This is a genomic window from Micromonospora sp. CA-248212 (genome assembly GCF_050948405.1).
GTDB lineage: Bacteria > Actinomycetota > Actinomycetes > Mycobacteriales > Micromonosporaceae > Micromonospora.
Genome location: NZ_CP192023.1, coordinates 1,842,491 through 1,864,966, shown reverse-complemented (window position 1 = coordinate 1,864,966; position 22,476 = coordinate 1,842,491). Strand labels below are relative to the sequence as shown.

At 72.7% G+C, this 22,476-nt stretch carries 22 protein-coding genes; 12 read left to right on the top strand and 10 right to left on the bottom strand.

What is annotated here, in order from left to right; translation table 11 throughout:
- Complete coding sequence (ligD, locus tag ACQP03_RS09250; protein WP_433460803.1) at window positions 1-1,029, bottom strand: non-homologous end-joining DNA ligase; 1,029 nt, start codon at window positions 1,027-1,029, stop codon at window positions 1-3.
- A gap of 47 nt (window positions 1,030-1,076) precedes the next feature.
- On the opposite strand from ligD, the gene msrB reads away from it, so the two are divergent.
- Window positions 1,077-1,481 carry a peptide-methionine (R)-S-oxide reductase MsrB gene (gene msrB / locus ACQP03_RS09245; protein WP_355051724.1) on the top strand — a complete coding sequence of 135 codons (405 nt, stop codon included), beginning with the start codon at window positions 1,077-1,079 and terminating at the stop codon, window positions 1,479-1,481.
- Here the strand turns inward: msrB and ACQP03_RS09240 are convergent.
- The 3 genes from ACQP03_RS09240 to ACQP03_RS09230 form a co-directional block, all read right to left on the bottom strand.
- Window positions 1,447-2,052 (bottom strand): DUF305 domain-containing protein, encoded by a 606-nt coding sequence (locus ACQP03_RS09240; RefSeq protein WP_363660791.1) that lies wholly within the window; start codon window positions 2,050-2,052, stop codon window positions 1,447-1,449. The two genes, msrB and ACQP03_RS09240, sit on opposite strands and share 35 nt — an antisense overlap.
- A gap of 61 nt (window positions 2,053-2,113) precedes the next feature.
- A complete protein-coding gene (locus tag ACQP03_RS09235; protein WP_363660792.1) occupies window positions 2,114-2,860 on the bottom strand; it encodes a lytic polysaccharide monooxygenase in 747 nt (248 codons plus the stop codon).
- A 109-nt stretch (window positions 2,861-2,969) separates the two neighbouring features.
- Window positions 2,970-3,245 carry an isoamylase early set domain-containing protein gene (locus ACQP03_RS09230; protein ID WP_396832533.1) on the bottom strand — a complete coding sequence of 92 codons (276 nt, stop codon included), beginning with the start codon at window positions 3,243-3,245 and terminating at the stop codon, window positions 2,970-2,972.
- A gap of 155 nt (window positions 3,246-3,400) precedes the next feature.
- On the opposite strand from ACQP03_RS09230, the gene ACQP03_RS09225 reads away from it, so the two are divergent.
- From ACQP03_RS09225 to ACQP03_RS09205, 5 genes are all read left to right on the top strand, one after another.
- Entirely contained in the window at window positions 3,401-3,661 is a 261-nt protein-coding gene (locus ACQP03_RS09225; RefSeq protein WP_355051720.1) for a Prokaryotic metallothionein, read from the top strand.
- A 224-nt stretch (window positions 3,662-3,885) separates the two neighbouring features.
- Entirely contained in the window at window positions 3,886-4,815 is a 930-nt protein-coding gene (locus ACQP03_RS09220; protein ID WP_357393567.1) for a DMT family transporter, read from the top strand.
- A 24-nt stretch (window positions 4,816-4,839) separates the two neighbouring features.
- Entirely contained in the window at window positions 4,840-5,307 is a 468-nt protein-coding gene (locus tag ACQP03_RS09215) for a GNAT family N-acetyltransferase (protein WP_357122804.1), read from the top strand.
- A 118-nt stretch (window positions 5,308-5,425) separates the two neighbouring features.
- Window positions 5,426-6,556, top strand: coding sequence for a lytic polysaccharide monooxygenase auxiliary activity family 9 protein (locus ACQP03_RS09210; protein ID WP_357122801.1), 1,131 nt, complete (start codon window positions 5,426-5,428; stop codon window positions 6,554-6,556).
- 91 nt (window positions 6,557-6,647) lie between these two features.
- Window positions 6,648-7,163 carry an N-acetyltransferase family protein gene (locus ACQP03_RS09205; RefSeq protein ID WP_433460802.1) on the top strand — a complete coding sequence of 172 codons (516 nt, stop codon included), beginning with the start codon at window positions 6,648-6,650 and terminating at the stop codon, window positions 7,161-7,163.
- Between the two features lie 356 nt (window positions 7,164-7,519).
- On the opposite strand, the gene hemQ is transcribed toward ACQP03_RS09205, so the two are convergent.
- Genes hemQ through hemE form a run of 3 tightly spaced genes read right to left on the bottom strand, consistent with a single transcriptional unit; the run spans window position 7,520 to window position 10,732 of the window.
- Complete coding sequence (gene hemQ, locus ACQP03_RS09200) at window positions 7,520-8,221, bottom strand: hydrogen peroxide-dependent heme synthase (RefSeq protein WP_357122795.1); 702 nt, start codon at window positions 8,219-8,221, stop codon at window positions 7,520-7,522.
- Window positions 8,218-9,627 carry a protoporphyrinogen oxidase gene (hemG, locus tag ACQP03_RS09195; protein WP_357122792.1) on the bottom strand — a complete coding sequence of 470 codons (1,410 nt, stop codon included), beginning with the start codon at window positions 9,625-9,627 and terminating at the stop codon, window positions 8,218-8,220. The genes hemQ and hemG overlap by 4 nt, the downstream gene beginning before the upstream one ends.
- Window positions 9,628-9,634: 7 nt before the next feature.
- Entirely contained in the window at window positions 9,635-10,732 is a 1,098-nt protein-coding gene (gene hemE, locus ACQP03_RS09190) for a uroporphyrinogen decarboxylase (protein WP_357171268.1), read from the bottom strand.
- Window positions 10,733-10,868: 136 nt separating this feature from the next.
- Between hemE and ACQP03_RS09185 the strand changes: the two genes are divergently transcribed.
- On the top strand, window positions 10,869-11,441 hold the full coding sequence (locus ACQP03_RS09185) for a DUF3000 domain-containing protein (protein ID WP_357122786.1): 573 nt from the start codon (window positions 10,869-10,871) through the stop codon (window positions 11,439-11,441).
- A 31-nt stretch (window positions 11,442-11,472) separates the two neighbouring features.
- Here the strand turns inward: ACQP03_RS09185 and ACQP03_RS09180 are convergent, their stop codons facing one another.
- Together ACQP03_RS09180 and ACQP03_RS09175 are read right to left on the bottom strand one after the other, a co-directional pair.
- Window positions 11,473-12,318 (bottom strand): hypothetical protein, encoded by an 846-nt coding sequence (locus ACQP03_RS09180; RefSeq protein ID WP_433460801.1) that lies wholly within the window; start codon window positions 12,316-12,318, stop codon window positions 11,473-11,475.
- A gap of 145 nt (window positions 12,319-12,463) precedes the next feature.
- Window positions 12,464-13,666 carry a S1C family serine protease gene (locus ACQP03_RS09175; RefSeq protein WP_433460800.1) on the bottom strand — a complete coding sequence of 401 codons (1,203 nt, stop codon included), beginning with the start codon at window positions 13,664-13,666 and terminating at the stop codon, window positions 12,464-12,466.
- Between the two features lie 210 nt (window positions 13,667-13,876).
- On the opposite strand from ACQP03_RS09175, the gene ACQP03_RS09170 reads away from it, so the two are divergent.
- The 4 genes from ACQP03_RS09170 to ACQP03_RS09155 all read left to right on the top strand — a co-directional run bounded on the left by ACQP03_RS09170 (window position 13,877) and on the right by ACQP03_RS09155 (window position 19,742).
- The gene (locus ACQP03_RS09170; protein ID WP_357122776.1) at window positions 13,877-15,202 is read left to right on the top strand and encodes a ribonuclease D; all 1,326 of its coding nucleotides are present in this window, start codon (window positions 13,877-13,879) and stop codon (window positions 15,200-15,202) included.
- Between the two features lie 246 nt (window positions 15,203-15,448).
- Window positions 15,449-16,645: a thiolase family protein gene (locus ACQP03_RS09165; protein ID WP_357122774.1), complete on the top strand. Its 1,197-nt coding sequence runs from the start codon at window positions 15,449-15,451 to the stop codon at window positions 16,643-16,645.
- Window positions 16,642-18,702: a 3-hydroxyacyl-CoA dehydrogenase NAD-binding domain-containing protein gene (locus ACQP03_RS09160; protein ID WP_357122770.1), complete on the top strand. Its 2,061-nt coding sequence runs from the start codon at window positions 16,642-16,644 to the stop codon at window positions 18,700-18,702. The genes ACQP03_RS09165 and ACQP03_RS09160 overlap by 4 nt, the downstream gene beginning before the upstream one ends.
- A 167-nt stretch (window positions 18,703-18,869) precedes the next feature.
- Window positions 18,870-19,742 carry a hypothetical protein gene (locus ACQP03_RS09155; protein WP_433460799.1) on the top strand — a complete coding sequence of 291 codons (873 nt, stop codon included), beginning with the start codon at window positions 18,870-18,872 and terminating at the stop codon, window positions 19,740-19,742.
- Window positions 19,743-19,801: 59 nt separating this feature from the next.
- Here the strand turns inward: ACQP03_RS09155 and ACQP03_RS09150 are convergent, their stop codons facing one another.
- Entirely contained in the window at window positions 19,802-20,305 is a 504-nt protein-coding gene (locus ACQP03_RS09150; protein ID WP_357122764.1) for a levansucrase, read from the bottom strand.
- Between the two features lie 154 nt (window positions 20,306-20,459).
- Between ACQP03_RS09150 and ACQP03_RS09145 the strand changes: the two genes are divergently transcribed.
- Window positions 20,460-22,442 (top strand): M36 family metallopeptidase, encoded by a 1,983-nt coding sequence (locus ACQP03_RS09145; protein ID WP_433460798.1) that lies wholly within the window; start codon window positions 20,460-20,462, stop codon window positions 22,440-22,442.
- The last annotated feature ends 34 nt before the right edge of the window (window positions 22,443-22,476 follow it).

The window sequence follows — 22,476 nt, the reverse complement described above, 5'->3', positions numbered from 1 at the left end:
CTAGCCGTCCTCGGGGGTGCGCTTGGCGCGGCTGGGCTGCACCCGCTTGGGTTCGCCGGGCATCTTCGGGTGGTCCGGCGGGTACGGCAGGTCGCCCTGGCCGGCGGCGGCGTCGCGGTCGGCCCACTCCAGCAGGGGCGTGATGTCCCACGGGGCGTCGTCGATGCCGGCGTGCGGGTCGCCGCGCTCGGCGAGCCGGGCCGGCACGGTCCGCAGGTCGAAGTCGTCCGGGTCGACGTCGGGCAGCTCGTCCCAGGTGACCGGAGTGGAGACGGTGGCCCGGGCGTTGGCGCGCAGCGAGTACGCGCAGGCGATCGTCCGGTCCCGGGCCATCTGGTTGTAGTCGACGAAGACCCGACTGCCGCGCTCCTCCTTCCACCAGGCGGTGGTCACCAGGTCGGGGTTGCGGCGTTCGACCTCACGGGCCAGGGCGATGGTGGCGCGACGGACCTCGGTGAACGTCCAGCGGGGTTGGATGCGCAGGTAGACGTGAACGCCGCGCCCGCCGGAGGTCTTCGGCCAGCCGATCGCGCCCAGCTCGTCGAGGACAGCGCGCACCTCGGCGGCGGCCCGGCCGGCGTCGGCGAAGTCGGTGCCGGGCTGCGGGTCGAGGTCGATGCGCAGTTCGTCGGGGCGGTCGGTGTCGGCGGCGCGCACCGGCCACGGGTGGAACACGATCGTGCCCATCTGCGCCGCCCAGGCCACGTGGGCCAGGTCGGCCGGGCACAGCTCGGCCGCGCCGCGACCGCTCGGAAAGGTGATGTCGGCGGTGGTGATCCAGGGCGGCACGCCCCGGGTGGGCACCCGCTTCTGGAAGAACGCCTCACCCTCGACGCCCTCGGGGAAGCGTTGCAGCGTGGTGGGCCGGTCCCGCAGGGCGCGCATGATCCCGTCGCCGACGGCGAGGTAGTAGTGGAAGACGTCCGCCTTGGTGAAGCCCCGCTGGGGGAAGATCACCCGGTCGGGGCTGCTGAGTCGTACGGTGTGCCCGGCCACCTCGACCTCGGCGACTGCCTTGGTGCCACCCATCCCGCGACCTTATGCCACGCCCCCGACGTTCGACGTACCGTTGACGGGTGAGTCTTGACGACAACAACCTGCCCAAGACCGAGGACGAGTGGCGCGTCCGCCTGACCCCGGAGGAGTTCCACGTCCTGCGGGAGCACGGAACGGAACGTCCGTGGACCGGCGAGTACGTGGACACCAAGACGTCGGGCGTCTACCACTGCCGGGCCTGCGGTCTGGAACTCTTCTCCAGTGACACGAAGTTCGACTCGCACTGCGGGTGGCCGAGCTTCGACGACGCCATCCCGGGCCGGGTCAAGGAGATCGAGGATCGCAGCCTCGGCATGGCCCGTACGGAGATCCGCTGCGCCCGCTGCGACAGTCACCTCGGGCACGTGTTCCACGGCGAGGGTTTCACGCCGAAGGACACCCGGCACTGCGTCAACTCGATCTCGGTGCGCCTGGAACCCCGCTGACCTGATCGTCGTACCCGCTGAGCAGCTGGACCTCGGCGGACCGGGACTGTTCGATCCGCCGGGCCAGGTCGCGGACCCGCTCGTCGCGGCCGACGCCGACCTGGGCCCGGGCCAGGTCGGCGGCGGCTCGCTGGTGGTCGGCGAGGACCTCGCGCAGCACCCGGTCGACGTCGGCGTCCGACGCGGCCCGCAGCCGGTCGAGCGCCGCGTCGTCGCCGTGCCCGGCGTGGTCGTGCCCGGCGGCGGCGCTGACGCCCGGCCCGGTTGTCGGCAGCCAGCCGCGCATGGTCGACAGCTCGTCGGCCTCGGTCACCTCGATGGCGGCGGCCAGTGTCTTCAGCGCGTCGTCGCGTAGCCGGTCCCGGGCGAGCCGGACGATCTGGAGGGTGCGCTCGCTGTGCCCGGCCATCGTGCTCAGGAACACCACGTCGATGCCGCTCAGCTCGGCGGCGGCCGGCGCGGAGTCGGCCACCACCGGGGACGCGGGAGCCGGCGGGCGCGGGGACGGCCCGGCGCAGCCGGCGAGCAGCGACGCGGCGACCAACCACGCCAGGTGGGTTGCGCGGGGCATGCCGGGGCTCCGATCGGGTGGGGGTGGCGACGCGGGTGCGGCCGGTACCGCACCCGCGCGGTCAGACCTGTTGCCAGAGCGCCGGTACGTTCGGCGGCTCCCAGCCGGCGATCGCGGTGTGCGCCTGCCGGCAGCGGTACGTCCGGCCGCCGTAGGTGACCTGGTCGCCGACCTGGTAAGCCCGGCCGGCCGTCCAACTGCCGCCCGCCGGGGGCGGGGTCGTCGGCGCGGCGGTGGGGCTGGTCGTCGGTCGCGGCGTGGGTGAGGTGGTCGGCGTCGGGGTGGGGGTCGACCCGCCGCCGCCGATCTGCACGTCGATGCAGGAGTAGAAGGCGTTCGCGGTGTCGGAGATGTTCCACACGGCGAGGATCTTCTGCCGCCCGGAGAAACCGCCCAGGTTGACGGTGTGCGAGACCGTCGCGCCGGGCTGCTGCCCGTTGCCGTTGACCACGCCGACGCGGGTGTTGCCGATCCAGTACTCCCAGTTGCTGGTGGCGTGCCGGGCCGTGTTGAACCAGGTGAAGGTCAGCGAGTTACCGACCGACGTGGCCGGCCAGCCCCGGCTGTCGTCGTTGAGGACGGCGAACTGGGTGATGCCGGCGTTGCAGCTCTTGAGGCCCTTGGGCCCTTCGACGCTCTGCGGCTCGTACTTGATCTGCCCGCAGTCGGGCACCTTGCCCTGCGCGCAGAGCGCCTGCCGGCTGGGCGGGGCGGAGACGTAGCCGTGCGCCTGGGCTGGCGCGGCGACGGTGAGGGTGGCGGCGACAGCGCCCGCCGCCACCAGCGGGACGGTGATTCTTCGGCGCATGGGGGCAGCTCCTTCGGCAGGTGCGGTGAGGTGCCCCCAAGGTAATTTAAACTTTATTAACAGTAAAGAGCATCATCGATAAATACATCGATGGTGACGAGTTGACCTCTCACAGTCGCAGCAGGCTGCCGTTGTCGTCGACGCCGTCGGCGCTCTCGTCGTCGAGCCAGACGCCGCCGGTGGCGAGGTAGCGGAAGCGGTACTCCCCCGGACCGAGCTTCACGGTCACCGTGCGGGTGCCGTCGCGCCGCGCCACCAGCTCGTGCCGACCGGGCTCCCAGTCGTTGAACGAGCCCACGACGCTCACCGGGCCGGGCGGCGCGTCCCGCGGAAGGCAGAAGGTCACCCGGGTCTGGCTGCCGAAGAGCTTGTTGCGCTTGATCATGGTGATCCTCCGGGGGTCACGGCGGTTCACCTGGCCTAACGCAGGACACGCCGACGCCGACACGCCGTCCAGCGAGGCCGGCTGGCGGTAATTCGCCCGTCGCCGCCCCACCCTGAGGCAGTGTGGTAACACATGTCCTGATACGGGGGGTTCCTGTGGCAACGTGCGAGGTCTGCGGCAACGACTACTGGATGGCGTTCGAGGTGCACACCGTCAGCGGTGACGTGCACACCTTCGACTCCTTCGAGTGCGCGATCCACCGCATGGCGCCCATCTGCGAACACTGCCAGGTCAAGATCGTCGGACACGGCGTCGAGGTCAACGGGCGATTCTTCTGCTGCGGGCACTGCGCCCGAGCGGTCGAGGGCGCCGAGGGCGCCGAGATCCGCGACGCCGTCGGCGCGCGCCCGGCCTGACCGGGTCGGCCTGATCGGGTCGGCCCGGCCGTGGGCCAACCGGACCGCCAAGCTGGGGTACGGTCGTCGCCATGCGGCCATTCCTGGGCGTCCTGCCCCCGCCGCGCTCCTGACCGGAGCGCCGCGCCTCTCGCCGACCGGGTGACCTGACCCCGCTCGGCCACTCTGTCGTACGCGCTCCGTCGACGTCGTCCCGTCAACGGCTCACCCTTCGGAGCGCCCCCGTGTCGACCACCCGTACCCTGTTGCCGGCCGCCTCGGCCGCCCGCAGCGGCCTGCTCCAGATCACCGTCACCGGCGTGCTGTGGGGCACCACCGGCGTGGCGGTGCAACTCCTGCGCGAGGGCACCGGGCTCAGCCCGGTGAGCATCGGCTTTCACCGCCTCGCCATCGCCGCGCTCGTGCTGCTGGCGTGCGCCGCCGGCCGGCTCCGCACGATCGCGGCCACCCTGCGCGTCGCACCCGTACCGCTGCTGCTCACCGGCGTCGGCCTCGGCGTCTACCAGGCGCTCTACTTCGCCGCCGTGGCGCTGGCCGGAGTCAGCGTGGCCACCATCGTCAGTCTGGGCCTGGCCCCGGTGCTCGCCGCGGCCTGGGAGTCGGCGCGCGCCCGTCGGCTCCCCGGGCCGCTGCGACTCGGCACGCTCGTCGCGGCGGTGGCCGGCCTCGTCCTGATCACCGCCGCCACCGAGCAGCCCGGCACGGCGGCGCCCGCCCCACTGCTCGGCCTGCTCGCGGCGGCCGGCTCCGGCCTCGGGTACGCGGTGACCACCCTGATCAGCCGCCAGGTGTCGCAGCGCACCGCGCCGATGACACTCACCACCATCTCCACCGTGGTCGGTGCGCTGACCCTGGCGCCGTTCGCCCTGGTCGCCGGGGTCAGCGTGCCGGTACGCCTCGACACCGTGGCACTGCTGTTGCACCTCGGCGTGGTCACCACCGCGGTTGCGTACGCGTTGTTCTACGCCGGGCTGCGCACCACGCCGGGCAGCGTCGCGGCCGTGCTGACCCTGCTCGAACCGCTCACCGCCGCCGCCCTGTCGGTGGCGCTGCTGCACGAACCGCTCCCCCTGCCGGTGATCGTCGGCGGTGTTCTGCTGCTCACCGCCGTGGCCGCCACCTACCTCGCACCCGAGCGCGCGAACATCGGGTGAACCAGCCCGACCTACCATCGGTGGATGCCCCAGCAGACCACCGAGATCCGAACCGCGCTCTTCGCCGACCTGGACGCCCGCACCCTTCACGACCTGCTCAAGCTGCGCATCGATGTGTTCGTGGTGGAGCAGAACTGCCCGTACCCGGAACTCGACGGGCGTGACGTCGAGCCGGGTACCCGACACGTCTGGCTGACCGACGGCGACGCTCTGATGGCGTACCTGCGGATCCTGGCCGACCCGGACGGCGTCGCCCGGATCGGCCGGGTGGTGGTGGCCCCGGCGGCCCGTGGTGGCGGGCACGCCGGCCGGCTGATGGCGGCGGCGCTCGACCTGGTCGGCGACCAGCCATGCGTGCTGGAGGCCCAGTCGCACCTGGTCGCGTTCTACGCCCGACACGGCTTCACGGTCAGCGGCCCGGAGTACGTCGAGGACGGCATCCCGCACACCCCGATGCGCCGAGACGCGCGACCGGCAGCCATTGACGTCTGACGATCAACCTGGCATCGTGCCGGATAGAGCCATCGCGGGAGCCAGCGAGTAGGCACGGGAGCGGGCAACTCCCGGCAGTCCGGGTGTCGTCGTCCGACCTCATCCCCCCGGGGGCTCCATGTCCACAATCGCCCGAACACCACGCGTGCTCCGGCCGCTCGCCATCGCGGCAGCCGCCACGCTCCTGCTGACCACGGCGCTGAGCGTCTCGCTGGTCCCATCCGCCTCCGCGCACGGCTCGGTCGTCGACCCACCCTCGCGTAACTACAGCTGCTGGCAGCGCTGGGGTGGTGACTTCCAGAACCCGCGCATGGCCACCGAGGACCCGATGTGCTGGCAGGCCTGGCAGGCCGACCCGCAGGCCATGTGGAACTGGAACGGCCTGTTCCGGGAGGGTGTGGCCGGCAACCACCAGGGCGCGATCCCGAACGGCCAACTGTGCAGCGGCGGACGGACCCAGAACGGCCGCTACAACGCCATGGACACGGTCGGCGCCTGGAAGACCACCTCGGTGGCGAACAACTTCCGGCTGCGCTTCTTCGACCAGGCCAGCCACGGCGCCGACTACATCCGGGTGTACGTGACGAAGCAGGGCTTCAACTCGGCCACCCAGCCGCTGGGCTGGAACGACCTGGAGTTGGCCGGTCAGATCGGCAACACCCCGGCGTCGCAGTGGGACAAGGACACCGGCGGCGTCTCCATCCAGATCCCGGTGAGCGCACCGGGACGGACCGGGCGGCACATCGTCTACACCATCTGGCAGGCGAGCCACCTGGACCAGTCGTACTACCTGTGCAGTGACGTGGACTTCGGTGGCGGCACCAGCACCCCGCCGCCCACCACGCCCCCGCCGACGACTCCGCCGCCCACCACGCCCCCGCCGACGACGCCGCCGCCCACCACTCCCCCGCCGACGACTCCCCCGCCGAGCACCCCGCCGCCGGCCGGGGCCTGCACGGCGACGTACCAGATCACCGGGCAGTGGTCCGGCGGCTTCCAGGCCGAGGTGAAGGTCACCGCCGGTGGCTCACCCACCAAGGGCTGGTCGGTGAGCTGGAACTACAACAACGGCCAGCAGGTCGCCTCGTCGTGGAGCGCCACCGTCACCACGAACGGCACGCTGGTCACCGCGCGCAACGTCAACTACAACGGCACGCTGGCTGCCGGAGCGAGTACGACATTCGGTCTGCTCGGCTCGTGGAACGGCAGCAACCCGGTTCCGCTGGTCTCCTGCACGGCGACCAGTTGATCCCCGTCCGGTGCCGCACCCGGGCGGGGGCGCGGCGCCGGACGGCGGGAATGCGATGGTGCCCGGCGATCCGTCCGGGCACCATCTCCGCATGATCGACATCTTGGTGCTCACCCCCGACGACTGGCCCACCTGGCGGGAGCTACGGCTGGCCGCCCTCGCCGAGGCGCCGGACGCGTTCGGCTCACGGCTCGCCGACTGGCAGGGTGACGGCGATCGCGAGCAGCGCTGGCGCGACCGGTTGAGCATCCCCGGCTCACTCAACCTGGTGGCCGCCCTGGCCGGGCGTCCGGTCGGGATGTCGAGCGGCGTACCCACGTCGGACCCGCTGACGCGGGACCTGATCTCGATGTGGGTGCATCCCGACGCTCGCGGCAGCGGTGTCGGCGACCGCCTGGTGAACGAGGTGGCGCACTGGGCCCAGAAGCGCGGCGCGGAGCGGCTACGGCTCTGCGTCAGGGTGGACAACGCGCGCGCCAAGTCCCTCTACCACCGCGCCGGCTTCCGCTTGACCGACGAGCCGGGTGACCTCATGCCCGACGGCATACGCCGAGAACAGATCATGCTCCGCCCCCTCCGCCCCCTCCGCCCCACCCCCTCGCACTAACCAACAACCCCCGTCACCCCGCGCCCGCCGCGCCCCCGCGCCGCCCCGTCACCCCGCGCCGCGGTCACCCCCCGTCCCGCCGCGTCGATCATGGAGTTGTGGTGGTCGACAAAGCACCCACGGGCGGGCAAACCAGGCACCACGACCCCATGATCGACGAGATCGGGCAGCCGGTGCGGCGATCTTGCACTTTCGGTTGCCAGATCGCGGCCTATGCCCCTTTCGTCGCGACAGAAAGTGCAAGATCGCGGGGCAGGGCAGGGCAGGGGGCGGGGCAGGGCAGGGGCAGGGGGCGGGCAGGGGGCTGGGCTGGGGTGGGCGCACCCGGGCGGGGGTGAGGCGGCGGGCGGCGAGGGTCAGACCAGGCAGTTGACGATCTCGGCGACCGAGCGGCGGCGGCCCGTGTAGAACGGGACCTCCTCGCGGACGTGCCGGCGGGCCCCGGAGGCGCGCAGGTCCCGCATCAGGTCGACGATCCGGTGCAGCTCGTCGGCCTCGAACGCGAGCATCCACTCGTAGTCGCCAAGCGCGAACGAGGCGACCGTGTTGGCGCGTACGTCCGGGTAGCCGCGTGCCATCTTCCCGTGCTCGGCCAGCAGCTCACGCCGCTCGGCGTCGGGCAGCAGGTACCACTCGTACGAGCGCACGAACGGGTAGACGCACAGGTAGGGGCGGGCCTCCTCGCCGGCCAGGAACGCCGGGATGTGGCTCTTGTTGAACTCGGCCGGCCGGTGCAGCGCCATCTGCGACCACACCGGGGTCAGCGCCCGGCCCAGCGTCGTGCGCCGGAACCGCAGGTACGCGTCCTGGAGGGCGTCGCTCGACGCCGAGTGCCACCAGATCATCACGTCCGCGTCGGCGCGCAGGCCGGCCACGTCGTACACGCCCCGGATCACCACGTCCTTGCCGGCCAGCTCGTCGAAGAGGGACTCGACCTCACCGGTGACGTTGTCCCGCAGCGACGGCAGCGTTCCGCTGGCCCGGAACACCGACCACATCGTGTAGCGGATGCTGTCGTTCAGCTCGCGTAGCCGGGCCGCGTTGGTCTGCTCGCTCATCTCGCCGATCCTCCCAGTGCTGTGATGATCTCGTCGGCCGCCGTCTCGCCGGAGCGGACGCAGACCGGTATGCCGACACCGTCGTAGCCGGCGCCGGCGAGGACCAGGGTGGGGTGCGCGGCCCGCAGCGCCGTCCGCGCGGCGGCAACCCGGTCGGCGTGCCCCGGGGTGTACTGCGGCAGCGCGCCGCCCCACCGCTGCACGTGCCCGTCGACCGGGGCGGGCAGCGGGGTGTCGAGCACGGCCGACAGCTCCCGGTGCACCGTCGCGGCCAGGTCGGCGTCCGGGCGCTGGAGCTGCGCCTCCTCGCCGTAGCGGCCCACCGAGGCGCGCACCAGCGCCAGCCCGTCCGGCCGCCGCAGGTGCCCCCACTTCGTGGTGAAGAACGTCGCCGCCTTGATCAGCAGCCCCTCGGTGCTCGGCACCAGGAAGCCGGACAGCTCGGGCAGCGGCGGCTGCGGCAGCGCCAGGGTGACCAGCGCGACGCTCGCGTAGTCCAGCTCGCCGACGACCGACGCGGCCTGCGGGGCCGGGCCGGCGAGCAGGCGGGCCGCCGGCCGGGCCGGCACCGCCAGCACCACGGCGTCCACGTCGACGCTCTGCGGATCGCGGGTCGGGCCGACGGTGAGCCGCCAGCCACTGTCGGTCCGGGTCACCTCGCGCACGGCGGCGTCCCGTCGGATCGTCGCGCCGCTGGCCGTCACCGCCGCCTCGATGAGGGTGCCCAGCCCGCCGGCCAGGGTGCCGAAGACCGGGGCGCCGGGTGCGCGCGGGGCGGCGGCCTGCGCGGCCCGGACCGCGCCGACCAGGGTGTGCTCCACCCGCGCCGCGCGGGCCAGCGCCGGCATCGTGGTGACCAGGGACAGGTCGTCGGCGCGGCCCGCGTACACGCCGCCGAGCATCGGGTCGACCAGCCGGTCGACCACCTCGTCACCGAAGCGGGAGCGGACCAGCGCGCCCACCGAGACGTCCGCGTCGGGCCCGACCAGCGGCCGACCGCCGTCGAGGTCGGCGTCCGCCGCCGGCCGGGCGACCGCCGCCACCCGATCCAGATCCCCGGGTACGCCCACCAGCGTCCCGCCCGGGATGGGGCGCAGCCCCCCGTCGACCACCAACGCGGCCTGCCCGACGGTGGGGTGCACGATCTTCTCGGCCAGCCCGAGCCGGCGGGCCAGCGCCACCGCCGCGCTCTCGGCCCCGGTGGGGTCGCGCATCAGGAACGACTCGGCGCCGAACTCCACCGGTCCACCGGCCAGCGTGCCGGTGCGCAGCTTGCCACCGAGCGCGCCGGACTGCTCGTACACGGTGATCTCGGCGCCCTCCGGCGCGCGGTCGCGCAAGCGGACCGCGGCGGCCAACCCGGCGATCCCGCCGCCGACCACCGCCACCCGCCAGGGCTGCCGCATCGCCTTCTCAGCCCTGGTCGGCCCGGCGGCTGGACACCTCGTGCACCAGCGCGACCACCCGGGTCAACACGTCCGGGTCGACCTCCGGCAGCACACCGTGGCCGAGGTTGAACACGTGCCCGGGGGCGGCCCGGCCCTGCTCGACGATGCGGCGTACCTCGGCCTCGACCACCGGCCACGGCGCGAGCAGCACGGCCGGGTCCAGGTTGCCCTGCACCGCCCGGTCCGGCCCGATCCGGCCGGTGGCCACATCCAGTGGCGTACGCCAGTCGACGCCGACCACGTCCGCGCCGGCCTCACCCATCGCGCCCAGCAGCTCGGCGGTGCCCACCCCGAAGTGGATGCGCGGCACACCGGCGTCCGCCAACCCGCTGAGCACCTCCGTCGAGTGCGGCAGCACGTAACGGCGGTAGTCGGCCTCGGAGAGCGCGCCGGCCCACGAGTCGAAGAGCTGTACGGCGGACACCCCGGCCTCGATCTGCACCCGCAGGAAGGCCAGGGTCACCTCGGCCAGCCGGGCGCAGAGCGCGTGCCACAGCTCGGGGTCGCCGTACATCAGGGCCTTGGTCTTGGCGTGGGTCCGCGACGGGCCACCCTCGACGAGGTAGCTGGCCAGCGTGAACGGCGCCCCGGCGAAGCCGATCAGCGGGGTGTCGCCCAGCTCGACCACGAGCTGCCGGACGGCCTCGTCCACGTACGGGACGTCGTCGCGGCTGATCGGACGGATCCGCTCGACGTCGCCGGCGGTACGGATCGGCTCGGCGACCACCGGGCCGGTGCCCGGCACGATGTCCAGGTCGACCCCGGCCGCGGCGACGGGCACCACGATGTCGCTGAACAGGATGGCCGCGTCCACCCCGTGCCGGCGAACCGGCTGGAGGGTGATCTCGGTGACCAGCTCCGGGCGGCGGCACGACTCCAGCATCGGCACGTTGGCCCGGATCTCCCGGTACTCCGGAAGGGAGCGTCCCGCCTGGCGCATGAACCAGACCGGGGTGTGCGGGCCGGGCCGACGCCGGCACGCCCGGACGAAGGGCGAGTCGGCCGGGCCGCCGGGGCGCGGGTGTCCGTCTCGGGCGGCAGTGCCCGTGGTATCCGTGGTCATCGCCGCAATCGTGCCACGCCGCCCACCTCGGACCGGGTGGGGGTGAGAGGAAGGGCACGTTCCACACCCGGACGCCTCTCGCGAGTGTCGGCGCGCCGTCGAAGCGGGCGACCACACGGCGGCATAGGCTGCCGACATGGCCCCCCCGATCGCGCTCCCGGAGACCTTCGCCCGCGCGGTCGCCGGGCTCCGGTCGCCGGCGCCCCGGCCGGAGATCACCCTGGAGGAGGTCGGCGCGCCCCAACGACTCGCGCCGTACACGTTCGCGCTCTCCGCGACGGTGCTGCGCGACGGCGACGAGGTGGCCACCGGGCGGCTGATCCTGCTGCACGATCCCGCCGGGCACGAGGCGTGGCAGGGCACCCTGCGGTTAGTCACCTATGTGACGGCCGAGTTGGAGGTCGACCTCGCCGCCGACCCGCTGCTACCCGGGGTCGGCTGGACGTGGCTGACCGACGCCCTCGACACGCAGGACGCCCGTCACCGCGCGATCGGCGGAACGGTCACCCAGACCATGTCGACCCGGTTCGGTGACCTGGCCGGCCCACCGACGGCCGGCGACATCGAGATCCGCGCCTCCTGGACACCCGTCGACGACAACCTGGCCCCCCACCTGCTCGGGTGGTGCACCCTGCTCGCCTCGACGGCCGGTCTGCCCCCGCCCGGGGTCACCGCGCTCGCCGACCGCCGCCCGGCCGCCACCGCCTGAGGGCGGGGGTGGCGGCGGGCGGCGCGGCGGATCAGAGGTAGTTCTCCGCCTCGTCGCAGACCTTGTCGAGGCCCTTCATCGCCGCGTCGTACTTGCTCTTGTTGCCGGCGGCCGCCGCGCCCAGCGCCGTGGTCAGCTTGTCCAGGCAACTGGCGATGACCTTCTTCTGCCGGGTCTGCTCGTCACGGTCGTTCCGGGTACCGGTCAGATCCTGCTCGGTGTTGTCGAGCTTGTCCTGCATGACCTGCAGTTCGGTCTTGAGCCGACCGATCTCGGTGGTGTTGGCCGCGATGGTGCCGTCGCGCTGGCTGACCTGGGCGTTGAGGCGCTTCTCGGTCCGGTTCAGCTCGTTGCTCTTGGTCACGAACAGCCCGGTCATCACCCCGCTTACGAGGAAGAGCAGCGTGGCCACCAGAGCCAGCACCAGCACGGCGCGGCTGCGCCGCGGGGCCGGCGCAGCGCCGTACGGCGCCATACCGGGCGGGCCCGACATGGGCTGCCCGTACGCGGGACCGGAGACCGGCGGGCCCGACATGGGCTGCCCGTACGCCGGGCCGGAGACCGGCGGGGCCGACATGGGCTGCCCGGCGTACGGCGGGGCGCTGGCCGGGTAGGCGGTCGTCTGGCCGGCGCCGTACTGCGGGGCGGCCTGGCCCGGCGCGTACTGCTGCGGCGGCATCGCCTGGCCCGGGGCGTACTGCTGCGGGGCGGGCTGACCGGTCGGGTACTGCGCGGTCGGTTCGGTGCCGGTCGGCTGGGGCACCGCCGCGTGCGGCACCGTCGCGTCGGCGTCGGGCGCACCGGCCGGCGGGGTGGCGGCCGGCGGCGTCGGCGCGGCGGGCGGGGTGCCCTCCGGGCCGGTCGGTGGCTGGGACATGTTTCTTCCTCCAGGTGAGCGGGTCCTCCGCTGGTGGGCGCGACGGACCGGATGCAGCGTCGGGATCGTCCGGGGCCGAGGACCCGGACGGGGTGGGGGACGGCCCGGAGGGCCGTGGGGTGGCGCGAGCGGCCGAGGCCGCGGGTCAGCAGATCTTGAAACCGTCGCAGGCGACCTTGATCGGTACGGCCAGCCCGATGCCCTCGGCGTCGCGAGCCTTGGCGGTGGCGATGCCGACCACCTGCTTGCTGCCGTTGATCACCGGGCCGCCGGAGTTGCCGGGGTTGATCGGCGCGTCGAACTGGATGGCCGGGCCGGAGCCACCCTGGGCGGCGCGCAACGCGCTCACCACACCGGTGGTGACACTGTCTTCCAGGCCGAGCGGAGCGCCGACGACGACGATCTGCTGGCCGGACTTCACGGCGGTGGGCGCGGTGACCAGGCCGGTGAACTTGCCGGTGGTACGCAGGTGCGCCACATCGTTGGTCTTGTCGACCTTGACGATGGTCGCCGGGAAGCGCTGGTCCGTGCGCTCCAGGAAGACCTCGCGTCCGCCGCCCTCCCACACCGACTCGACCACGTGGAAGTTGGTGAACAGGTTGGTGCCGCCGCCGGCCGCCGGCTTGCCCACCGCGAACGCGCTGCCGGTGAACTGGCCGGCGCGTACCCGGAACACGCTGGGCAGTACGGCGCTGGCCACCGCCTCCGGGTTGAACGCGGCGCCGGCCTGCTTCTCCAGGGCGTCGGCGCGCTTCTCAAGGCCGTCGAGGCGGGCGCCGTCGCCGTCCTGGGCCTGCGCCAGCCGGCCGTCGGTGGCGGCGAGCCGGTCACCGAGGCGGTCGAGCTGGTACGCCTGCACACCGACCACGGCGGCCAACGCGACGACGAGCACCGTGGCCAGCACGACCGGCCAGCGGCGTCGGGTGGGTCGCACCGGCGGCGGGGTGACACCCGGCCAACCGGGCTGGCCGGCGGGGTACGGCGGCGCGCTGGCCAGGTCTCCGGCCGGCGGGTAACCACCGCCGTACGACGCGGGAGCGACCGGGGCGTACGGCGCGGGCCCCGCCGGGTAGGGCGCTTGTCCCGGCGGCGCGGCGGGCGGGCCGGCCGGAACCGGACCCTGACCCCACTGCCCGCTGTTGGGCGGCGCCGACCAACCGGTGCGGGGCGTCGGGACGGCCATGGGTTGCTCGGTGCCGCCCGGCGTGCCGGACCAGGTGGCGCCGACCGGTGGATGCGGTTCGATGCGCGGGGGCAGCGGACCGGGCCGTTCGGCGGCTGAACCGCTCATGCCGTCCGGGTCGGCGCCCATCGGTCGCCCGTCGCCCGCACCGAAACCAGCCGTCATGATCGTCTTGCCCTTCCCCGTGATCTCCCCGTGCGGCCGTCATCCCGGATGTCACCCGATCGGGGCCGACGGCTCGATGGACCGTACCTGCGCGAACGGGCTTTGTCTCCCCCGATGTCCGGCATCCGAAAGGACGCCTTGCGGACACCTGGTCGACACACGCCGGACCGGCTGCGCACGCGGGATCGGTGCGCGCACTAGGGTTGGCAGGTGACCGACGAACCACCCCTGCGCCGTCGGCCCACCGCAGAACCTCCGGGACACGCACCCCAGCACCCGCCGTCGGCCCAGCCGCAGCCGGCGGGCGAGGGGCCCGACCCGACCGACGGTGGGCCCGTTCCGCTGACCGCACCGCGTGACGGCACCCCCGAACCGGTGGCCACCCCGGCCGAACTCGCCGAGGTCGTGGCCCGTTTCGCGGCGGGCACCGGCCCGGTTGCCCTCGATGCCGAACGCGCCTCGGGCTACCGCTACAGCCAACGCGCGTACCTCGTGCAGCTACGCCGCGCGGGCGCCGGCACGGCGCTGATCGACCCGCTGCCGCTGCCCGACCTCAGCACGCTGGACGCGGCGATCGGCGACGCCGAGTGGGTGCTCCACGCGGCCAGCCAGGATCTGCCGTGTCTGGCCGAGGTGGGGCTGCGCCCACGCCGGCTGTTCGACACGGAACTGGCCGCACGGCTGGCCGGGTTCGAGCGGGTCGGCCTGGCCGCGCTGACCGAGCAGCTACTCGGCTACACCCTGGAGAAGCACCACTCGGCGGCCGACTGGTCAAATCGCCCGCTGCCCGAGTCGTGGCTGACCTACGCCGCGCTCGACGTGGAGATGCTCACCGATCTGCGCGACGCGCTCGACGCCGAACTGGCACGGCAGGGCAAGTCGGCCTGGGCCGCCGAGGAGTTCGCCGCCCTGGTCCGTACCGGCGCACGCCCGCCCCGGGTGCGTGCCGAGCCCTGGCGGCGCACGTCCGGCATCCACCGCGTGCGAGGGGCGCGGGCTCAGGCCCGGGTCCGCTCCCTGTGGTACGCCCGGGACCAGATCGCCGCCCGACGGGACGCCGCGCCCGGTCGAGTGCTGCCCGACTCGGCCATCGTCGCGGCGGCCGAGCTGGACCCGAAGGACGAGAAGACGCTGCTGACACTGCCCGGTTTCGGCGGCCGATCGGTCCGCCGGCTGGCCCGTACCTGGCTGGCCGCGCTCGACGACGCCCGGGAGCTGCCGGACGACGCCCTGCCGGTCACCCCGACGGTGGAGGGGCCACCCCCACCGCACCGCTGGGCCGAGCGGGACCCGGTGGCGGCCGGTCGCCTGGCCCGCTGCCGGGAGGTGGTGGTCCGTCTCGCGGGCGAGCACAACCTGCCCCCGGAAAATCTGATCACCCCGGATTCGGTACGTCGGCTGGCCTGGACTCCTCCGGAGGAGATCACCGAGGCCACGGTGGCAGAGGCGCTCCGCGGCTTCAACGCCCGCGAGTGGCAGATTGGCCTGCTCAACGCACACCTGACCGAGGCCCTGGCCCCCAACCCCATCCCCTGACCCACCCCCTCCCCCCGCCGTTGATCATGAAGTTATCGCCATCGCCATCGGCGTGTCGTGACAACAACTTCATGAGCAGCGAGGTGGGACGGGGGGTGTGGGGTGGGCCACAGTGGGGCGTGGGGACGGGGTTGGTTACTGGCGAGTAGCATTCGGGGTGACGTGCCCCGCCCGGCCGACGCTCGTTCGGTCCGGAGCGCCGCCCAGCGGTGCGGAGGCCGAATTGTGGTCGATTAGGAGGCTCAAGTGCCCCGTGAAGTTCGGGATGTCGTCTTCGTCGACGGCGTCCGTACCCCATTCGGCAAGGCGGGTGGCATGTATGCCAACACCCGCGCCGACGACCTGGTGATCCGCTGCATCCGGGAACTGCTGCGCCGCAACCCGCAGCTCCCGCCGGAGCGGGTCGAGGAGGTCGCCATCGCTGCCACCACCCAGATCGGCGACCAGGGCCTCACCATCGGCCGTACGGCCGCGCTGCTGGCCGGCCTGCCCAAGACCGTTCCCGGCTTCGCCATCGACCGGATGTGCGCCGGCGCGATGACCGCCGTGACCACCGTGGCCAGCGGCATCGCCATGGGCGCGTACGACGTCGCCATCGCCGGCGGCGTCGAGCACATGGGCCGCCACCCGATGGGTGAGGGCGTCGACCCCAACCCGCGCATCATCGCCGAGAAGCTGGTCGACCCGTCGGCGCTGGTCATGGGCGCGACCGCGGAGAACCTGCACGACCTGGTCCCGCACATCACCAAGGAACGCACCGACGCGTTCGCGCTCGCCTCGCAGCAGAAGACCGCCAAGGCGTACGCCAACGGCAAGCTCCAGGACGACCTGGTGTCGATGTCCATCCGCGACGCCGAGGGCGGCTGGGGTCTGGCCGGAGTGGACGAGGCTCCCCGGGACACCTCGATGGAGAAGCTCGCCACCCTGAAGACCCCGTTCCGCCCGCACGGCAAGGTCACCGCCGGTAACGCGGCCGGCCTGAACGACGGCGCCACCGCGAGCCTGCTCGCCGACGAGGCGACCGCCCGCGAGCTGGGCCTGCCGGTCGCCATGCGGCTGGTGTCGTTCGGCTTCGTCGGGGTGGAGCCGGAGGTGATGGGCGTCGGCCCGATCCCGTCGACCGAGAAGGCCCTGCGCCTGGCCGGGCTCACCATCGACGACATCGGCCTGTTCGAGCTGAACGAGGCGTTCGCCGTACAGGTGCTCGCCTTCCTCGACCACTTCGGCATCGCCGACGACGACCCGCGGGTCAACCCGTGGGGCGGCGCGATCGCCATCGGCCACCCGCTCGCCTCGTCCGGCGTACGGCTGATGACGCAGCTGGCCCGCCAGTTCGCCGAGCACCCCGAGGTCCGCTACGGCGTGACCGCGATGTGCATCGGCATCGGCATGGGCGGCACGGTCATCTGGGAGAACCCGAACTGGGAAGGTGGCGACAAGTGAAGGCACCGAACGAGGTCGTCACCAGGGCGCTGCTGCGTCAGGTGAACGTGCCGGGGCTGGACCGTCCGGCCGCCCTGATCACCCTGGACAACGGCTTCGACCACACCAAGCCGAACACGTTCGGCCCTGGTGGGCTGGCGAGCCTGGACGAGGCGATCAGCGCCGCGCTCGCCGCCGACCCGGCGTTCATCGCGGTCACCGGCAAGCCGTACATCTTCTGCGTGGGCGCGGACATCGTCGGCCTGCCGCAGCTCGCCGACCGCGCGCAGGCGCTGGAGATCGGTCGGCTCGGTCACCGGGTCTTCGCCCGGCTCAAGGACAGCAGCGTGCCCACGTTCGCGTTCGTCAACGGCGCGGCCATGGGTGGCGGCCTGGAGTTGGCGCTGCACTGCCACTACCGGACGCTCTCCGGCGGCGCTGCCGCGCTGGCCCTGCCCGAGGTCTCCCTCGGTCTGGTGCCCGGCTGGGGCGGCACGCAACTGCTGCCGAACCTGATCGGCATCCCCGCCGCCACGCAGGTGATCATCCAGAACCCGCTCATGCAGAACAAGATGCTCAAGCCGAAGCAGGCCGCCGAGCTGGGCATCGCGGACGTGCTGCTGGAACCGGCCGACTTCCTGGAGCGCTCGCTCGAGTGGGCCGCCGGTGTGGTGCGCGGCCAGGTCACGGTGACCCGGCCCGAGGTCGACAAGGACATGTGGGCGGGCGTGCTCTACTTCGCCCGGGAGACGCTGAACCAGCGGCTGCACGGCGCGGTACCGGCCGCGTACAAGGCGTTGGACCTGCTGGAGATCGCGAAGGACGGCGACTTCGCCGCCGGCACCGCCGCCGAGGACGAGGCCCTCGCGGACCTGGTCTTCTCCGAGGAGCTGCGCAGCGGCCTGTACGCCTTCGACCTGGTGCAGCGGCGGGCCAAGCGCCCGGCCGGCGCACCGGACAAGGGCCTTGCTCGCACGATCACCAAGGTCGGCATCGTCGGGGCCGGCCTGATGGCCAGCCAGTTGGCGCTGCTGTTCGCCCGCCGCCTCCAGGTGCCGGTCGTCATGACCGACCTCGACCAGGCCCGGGTGGACAAGGGCGTCGGCTACGTGCACACCCAGATCGAGAAGGCCGTCACCAAGGGCCGGATGGACAAGGGCACGGCCGCCAAGCTGTACGGCCTGGTCAGCGGCACGGTCGACAAGAGCGCCTTCAGCGATGCTGACTTCGTCATCGAGGCGGTCTTCGAGGACCTGGGCGTCAAGAAGCAGGTGTGGGCCGAGCTGGAGAAGATCGTCTCCCCGGAGGCGGTGCTCGCCACCAACACCAGCTCGCTGTCGATCACCGAGATGGCGGCGGAGTTGGAGCACCCGGAGCGGGTGGTCGGCTTCCACTTCTTCAACCCGGTGGCGGTGCTGCCGCTGCTGGAGATCGTCCGGGGCGAGCGCACCGACGACGCCACCCTGGCCACCGCGTTCGCGGTCGGCAAGCAGCTCAAGAAGTCGAGCGTGCTCGTCAAGGACGCCCCGGCGTTCGTGGTGAACCGGCTGCTCACCCGCTTCCTGGGTACCGTCTTCGCCGCCGTGGACGCCGGCACCCCGCTGGACGTCGCGGACAGCGCCCTGGACCCGCTGGGCCTGCCGATGCGACCGCTCGCCCTGCTCCAGCTCGTCGGGCCGGCCGTGGCGTACCACGTGGGCGGCACCCTGCACGCCGCGTACCCGGACCGGTACGACGTCAGCGAGAACCTGAAGCGGATCGCCGACTCGGGTCAGCCGCTCGTCGTCGACGACCAGATCAACGCTGAGGTCGCGAAGCTGCTGGTGGTGGGCGATGAGCCGCTGACCGCCGAGCAGGTACGGCAGAACGCGCTCGACGCGCTCGCACAGGAGATCCGGCTCATGCTGGACGAGGGTGTGGTCGCCGAGGCACAGGACATCGACCTGTGCATGATCCTGGGCGCCGGCTGGCCGTTCCACCTGGGCGGTGTCACGCCGTACCTGGACCGCACCGGCACCTCCGAGCGGGTCACCGGCCGGCGGTTCCTGCCGCGCGGGGCGGCGAGCCTGCCCGCCTGACCGATCAGCTCCTCCGTCGCGGTGGCCGGACCGTCCCTCGTGGACCGGGCCGGTCACCGCGACCGTTTGCGGGCGGTCGTGGTGGCCCGCGGGACCCGGTCGGTACCACACGGGTGCCCTGACCGGGTTACGATCACGCGTTTCGCACCCCATCCTGGAGCTGACTGATGTCCCAGCCACCGGCCAACCCCTTCGGGCCGCCGCCGCACGACTCCCCCCTCCCGCCGCAGCAGCCGGGCCAGCCGGCAGCGCCGTACCAACCGGGCCAGCCGGCAGCGCCGTACCAGCCGGGCCAGCCGGCAGCGCCGCAGCAGCCCGGCCCGCCGCAGCCCGGTTGGCCGCAGCAGCAGGGCTTCCCGCCCCCGCAGCAGCCCGGTGGCTGGCCGCAGCAGCAGGGCTTCCCGCCCCCGCAGCCGGGGCAGCCCTACGGGGGCCCGCACCTGGCCGGCCCGCCGCCGAAGAAGTCGAACGTCGGCAAGATCCTCCTGATCGTGCTGGCCGTCGTGCTCGTGCTCTGCCTCGGCGGCGCGGCGATCACCTGGTTCGCGGTCAAGGACGAGGTGGGCGACGTCGTCGACGCCACCAAGACCCGGGTCGTCGCGCCGGCCGCCCTCGCCGGCCGGGCCAAGAACACCGACCCGCAGTTGCAGACGGTCGCCGACCAGATGGTCACCCAGATGAAGACCGAGGTGCAGAACGAGACCAGCACGGTCGGCGCGTTCTACGGCGATCCGACCAAGCAGGACCTCGTCCTGATCGCCGCGGTGTCCGGCGTGATGGCCGACCCGAAGAAGGAGCTGGACGAGGCGGTGACCGGGCTCGCCAGCCAGCTGTCGGTGACCAACATGGCGGCGGTCGAGGCGGGGCCGCTGGGTGGCGACGCGCGCTGCGGCGACGGCAAGGCCGAGAGCGTCCCCCTCGGCGTCTGCGTCTGGGCCGACCGGGGCAGCGTGGGCCTGGTGGTCATGTACTTCAAGACCGCCGCAGAGGCCAAGGCCGAGTTCGTCGGCGTCCGGGGTCAGATCGAGCAGCGATCCTGAACGAACGCACGACCGGGCCCCGGCCACCCGAGGGTGACCGGGGCCCCGCCGTACCGCCGTCAGGCGACCGGGAAGTACGCGTCGAGCTTGCCGCGTAGGTGAGCCGCGTAGATGAAGCCGAGCGTGGGGCTCCCTCGGAAGGCGGCGGCGACGCCGGTACGGGCGTCCACGGCCACCGGACGGGCCAGCGCGGCGAACTTCAGCCGCTGCTTCTCCTGGGCCCACGCCGCGGCTGCCGGCTCGACCTCAAGGCCGACCAGGGCGGGGAGCACCGCCACCCCGTTCTGGAAGCCCCGCAGTTGCCCCTTGCGCGCCAGCACGTAATCCATCGCCGAGGTGCTGAACGCCTCCAGGACGTCGGCCGTCACCCGCATCGTCGGCGCGGCGATCGTGAACAGGTGCAGCTTGGTGGCCATCCACCGCATCCTGAAGTCGCCCCGGTAGCCGATCAGCACCGGCGTGCCACCCCAGTCCTCGATCCGCACCTCGCAACCGTCGGCCCGCAGCCGGTCACCGGTCGCGGTGAGGTACGCCTGCACCGGCTCCATCGCCGTCGTATCCATCCGCCACACACCCTTCACCCTGCTGTGGCCGCTCATCTAACAGCACCGGGCGCGCACCCCGCCACTGCCATGATCGCCGATCAAGTGGATGTCCATTACGGACCTTTAGCGTCTGTCGCGTCATTGATGCCTGCATAAGTATTGGAGTACGAGAGTGGGCTCAACCATCATCCGACGCGGTGTCGCCGCGGCGGCGGGCGTCCTGCTCGCGTCCGCGCTGCTGCCGATCAACGCGCAGGCCGCTCCCCCCGGCGCCAGGGTCGCCGAGGCGGCGAACTCGCTGCGGGCGAGTCTCGGCGCGGAGGGCATCGTCGAGATCGACCGCGACACCGCGACGCTGCGGCGACTGGCCCGGCTCGACGGTTACCTGACCGGGCCGAGCGCTGCCGCGCCCGAGCGGATCGCCCGCGAGTATCTGGCGGCCCATCGCTCGGCCGTCGGCCTGACCGTCGCCGAGATCGCCGCCCTGCGGCTGCGCAAGGACTACGTCGACATCGAAGGCACCCACCATCTGAGCTTCGTACAGCGCGTGGACGGGGTCGACGTCGTCGGCAATGGCCTCAAGGCGCATGTCACCAGGGACGGCCGCCTGATCGCGGTCGACGGCGTGCCGCTGGCCGGGCTGCCCGCCACGCTCGGCGCGGCGCGCGTGGACGCCGTCGCCGCCCACCGAGCCGCGGTACGCACCGTGTCGGGCGTGCCGGCCGCGGCCGTGCGCTCCCGGACCACGTCGTCCGCGACCTTCTCCGACGGCGGTCGCGCCCGCCAGGTCGTCTTCAACACGAAGGCCGGCCCGAGACTGGCCTGGGAGGTGATCGACATGGCCGGGGGCTACCTCAGCGTGGTGGACGCGGCCGACGGCAGCGTTCTCTTCCAGCGGAGCATGGTCGCCAACCACCACGCGACGACGTGGCAGAACTACCCGGGCGCCCCGGTCGGCGGAAGCCAGCGCACGGTCGACCTGAACAGGTGGTTGCCGCCGAACGCGACCCGGCTGGAGGGCAACGTCGGGCACGTCTACTCCGACGTGAACGCCGACAACGTCGCCCAGGCGTCGGAAGAGGTCGCGCCGAACGCCGCGAGCAGCTTCGATTTCCCGTTCACGAACTTCTCCGACCAGGTCGGCGCCCCGTGTTCGGCGCAACGGCAGTGCTCGTGGAATCCGGCGGTGCCGTACTCCTGGCAGACCAACCGCGAGCAGAACGCCGCGCAGCTCTTCTCCTTCCTCGGCACCTGGCACGACCACCTCGCGGCCGCACCGATCGGCTTCACCCGGGCGGCCGGCAACTTCGAGGCGGTCGACGGCGATGCGGTCGTCGCCGAGGCGATGGACGGCGCGGACACCGCCAACGGCCTGCCGGACAGCAAGCACGCCAACAACGCCAACATGACGACCCCGCCGGACGGCATGGCGCCGCGCATGCAGATGTACCTGTTCGTCAAGTCGGCAAGCGTTCTCGCCGGCAACTCGGGAGACACCGCGGACATCCTCTACCACGAGTACACCCACGGACTGTCCGACCGGCTGGTGGTCGACGCCAACGGCAACTCGACCCTCATCAGCGCCCAGGCGCAGGCGATGTACGAGGCGTGGAGCGACTGGTACGGCCTGGACTACCTGGTCGACAGCGGTCTCGAGCGGGACGACGCCGTCGACGGTGACGTCCGCGAGGGCGACTACATCCTGGGCGGTCGTTCGGTGCGTAGCGAGGCGATGGACTGCCCGGTGCACAGCACCGAGCCGGTGTGTGCCGGCAACCCCGCCGCGGGCACGGGCGGCTACACGTACGGCGACTACGGCAAGATCCGCAACTCGTCGACCGTGCCGGGGACCACCGAGCCGGAGATCCACGCCGACGGTGAGATCTGGGCACAGACGCTCTGGGACCTGCGTGCCGCGATCGGCAGCCGCATGGCCCGCTCGCTGATCACCCGGGCGATGGAGCTGTCGCCGTCGGACCCGTCCTACCTGGACATGCGCGACGCGATCCTGCTGGCGGACCGGGTGGTGAACCACGGTCGCGGGCAGCGGGAGATCTGGCGGGTCTTCGCCGCGCGTGGCATGGGCGTGCACGCGAGTACGGACGGCGCCAGCGACACCACTCCGACCGAGGACTTCTCGGTGCCCCGGCGCTGACGCGCCGGCATGGGGACGGCGGGGCGTCGCGACT

Bases quoted from the DNA above. Each gene is read 5' to 3' on its own strand.
- ligD (WP_433460803.1), bottom strand. From the start codon at position 1,029: ATGGGTGGCACCAAGGCAGTCGCCGAGGTCGAGGTGGCCGGGCACACC.
- ACQP03_RS09240 (WP_363660791.1), bottom strand. From the start codon at position 2,052: ATGCCCCGCGCAACCCACCTGGCGTGGTTGGTCGCCGCGTCGCTGCTC.
- ACQP03_RS09235 (WP_363660792.1), bottom strand. From the start codon at position 2,860: ATGCGCCGAAGAATCACCGTCCCGCTGGTGGCGGCGGGCGCTGTCGCC.
- ACQP03_RS09230 (WP_396832533.1), bottom strand. From the start codon at position 3,245: ATGATCAAGCGCAACAAGCTCTTCGGCAGCCAGACCCGGGTGACCTTC.
- ACQP03_RS09215 (WP_357122804.1), top strand. From the start codon at position 4,840: ATGCCCCAGCAGACCACCGAGATCCGAACCGCGCTCTTCGCCGACCTG.
- ACQP03_RS09210 (WP_357122801.1), top strand. From the start codon at position 5,426: ATGTCCACAATCGCCCGAACACCACGCGTGCTCCGGCCGCTCGCCATC.
- ACQP03_RS09205 (WP_433460802.1), top strand. From the start codon at position 6,648: ATGATCGACATCTTGGTGCTCACCCCCGACGACTGGCCCACCTGGCGG.
- hemQ (WP_357122795.1), bottom strand. From the start codon at position 8,221: ATGAGCGAGCAGACCAACGCGGCCCGGCTACGCGAGCTGAACGACAGC.
- hemG (WP_357122792.1), bottom strand. From the start codon at position 9,627: ATGCGGCAGCCCTGGCGGGTGGCGGTGGTCGGCGGCGGGATCGCCGGG.
- hemE (WP_357171268.1), bottom strand. From the start codon at position 10,732: ATGACCACGGATACCACGGGCACTGCCGCCCGAGACGGACACCCGCGC.
- ACQP03_RS09185 (WP_357122786.1), top strand. From the start codon at position 10,869: ATGGCCCCCCCGATCGCGCTCCCGGAGACCTTCGCCCGCGCGGTCGCC.
- ACQP03_RS09180 (WP_433460801.1), bottom strand. From the start codon at position 12,318: ATGTCCCAGCCACCGACCGGCCCGGAGGGCACCCCGCCCGCCGCGCCG.
- ACQP03_RS09175 (WP_433460800.1), bottom strand. From the start codon at position 13,666: ATGACGGCTGGTTTCGGTGCGGGCGACGGGCGACCGATGGGCGCCGAC.
- ACQP03_RS09155 (WP_433460799.1), top strand. From the start codon at position 18,870: ATGTCCCAGCCACCGGCCAACCCCTTCGGGCCGCCGCCGCACGACTCC.
- ACQP03_RS09150 (WP_357122764.1), bottom strand. From the start codon at position 20,305: ATGGATACGACGGCGATGGAGCCGGTGCAGGCGTACCTCACCGCGACC.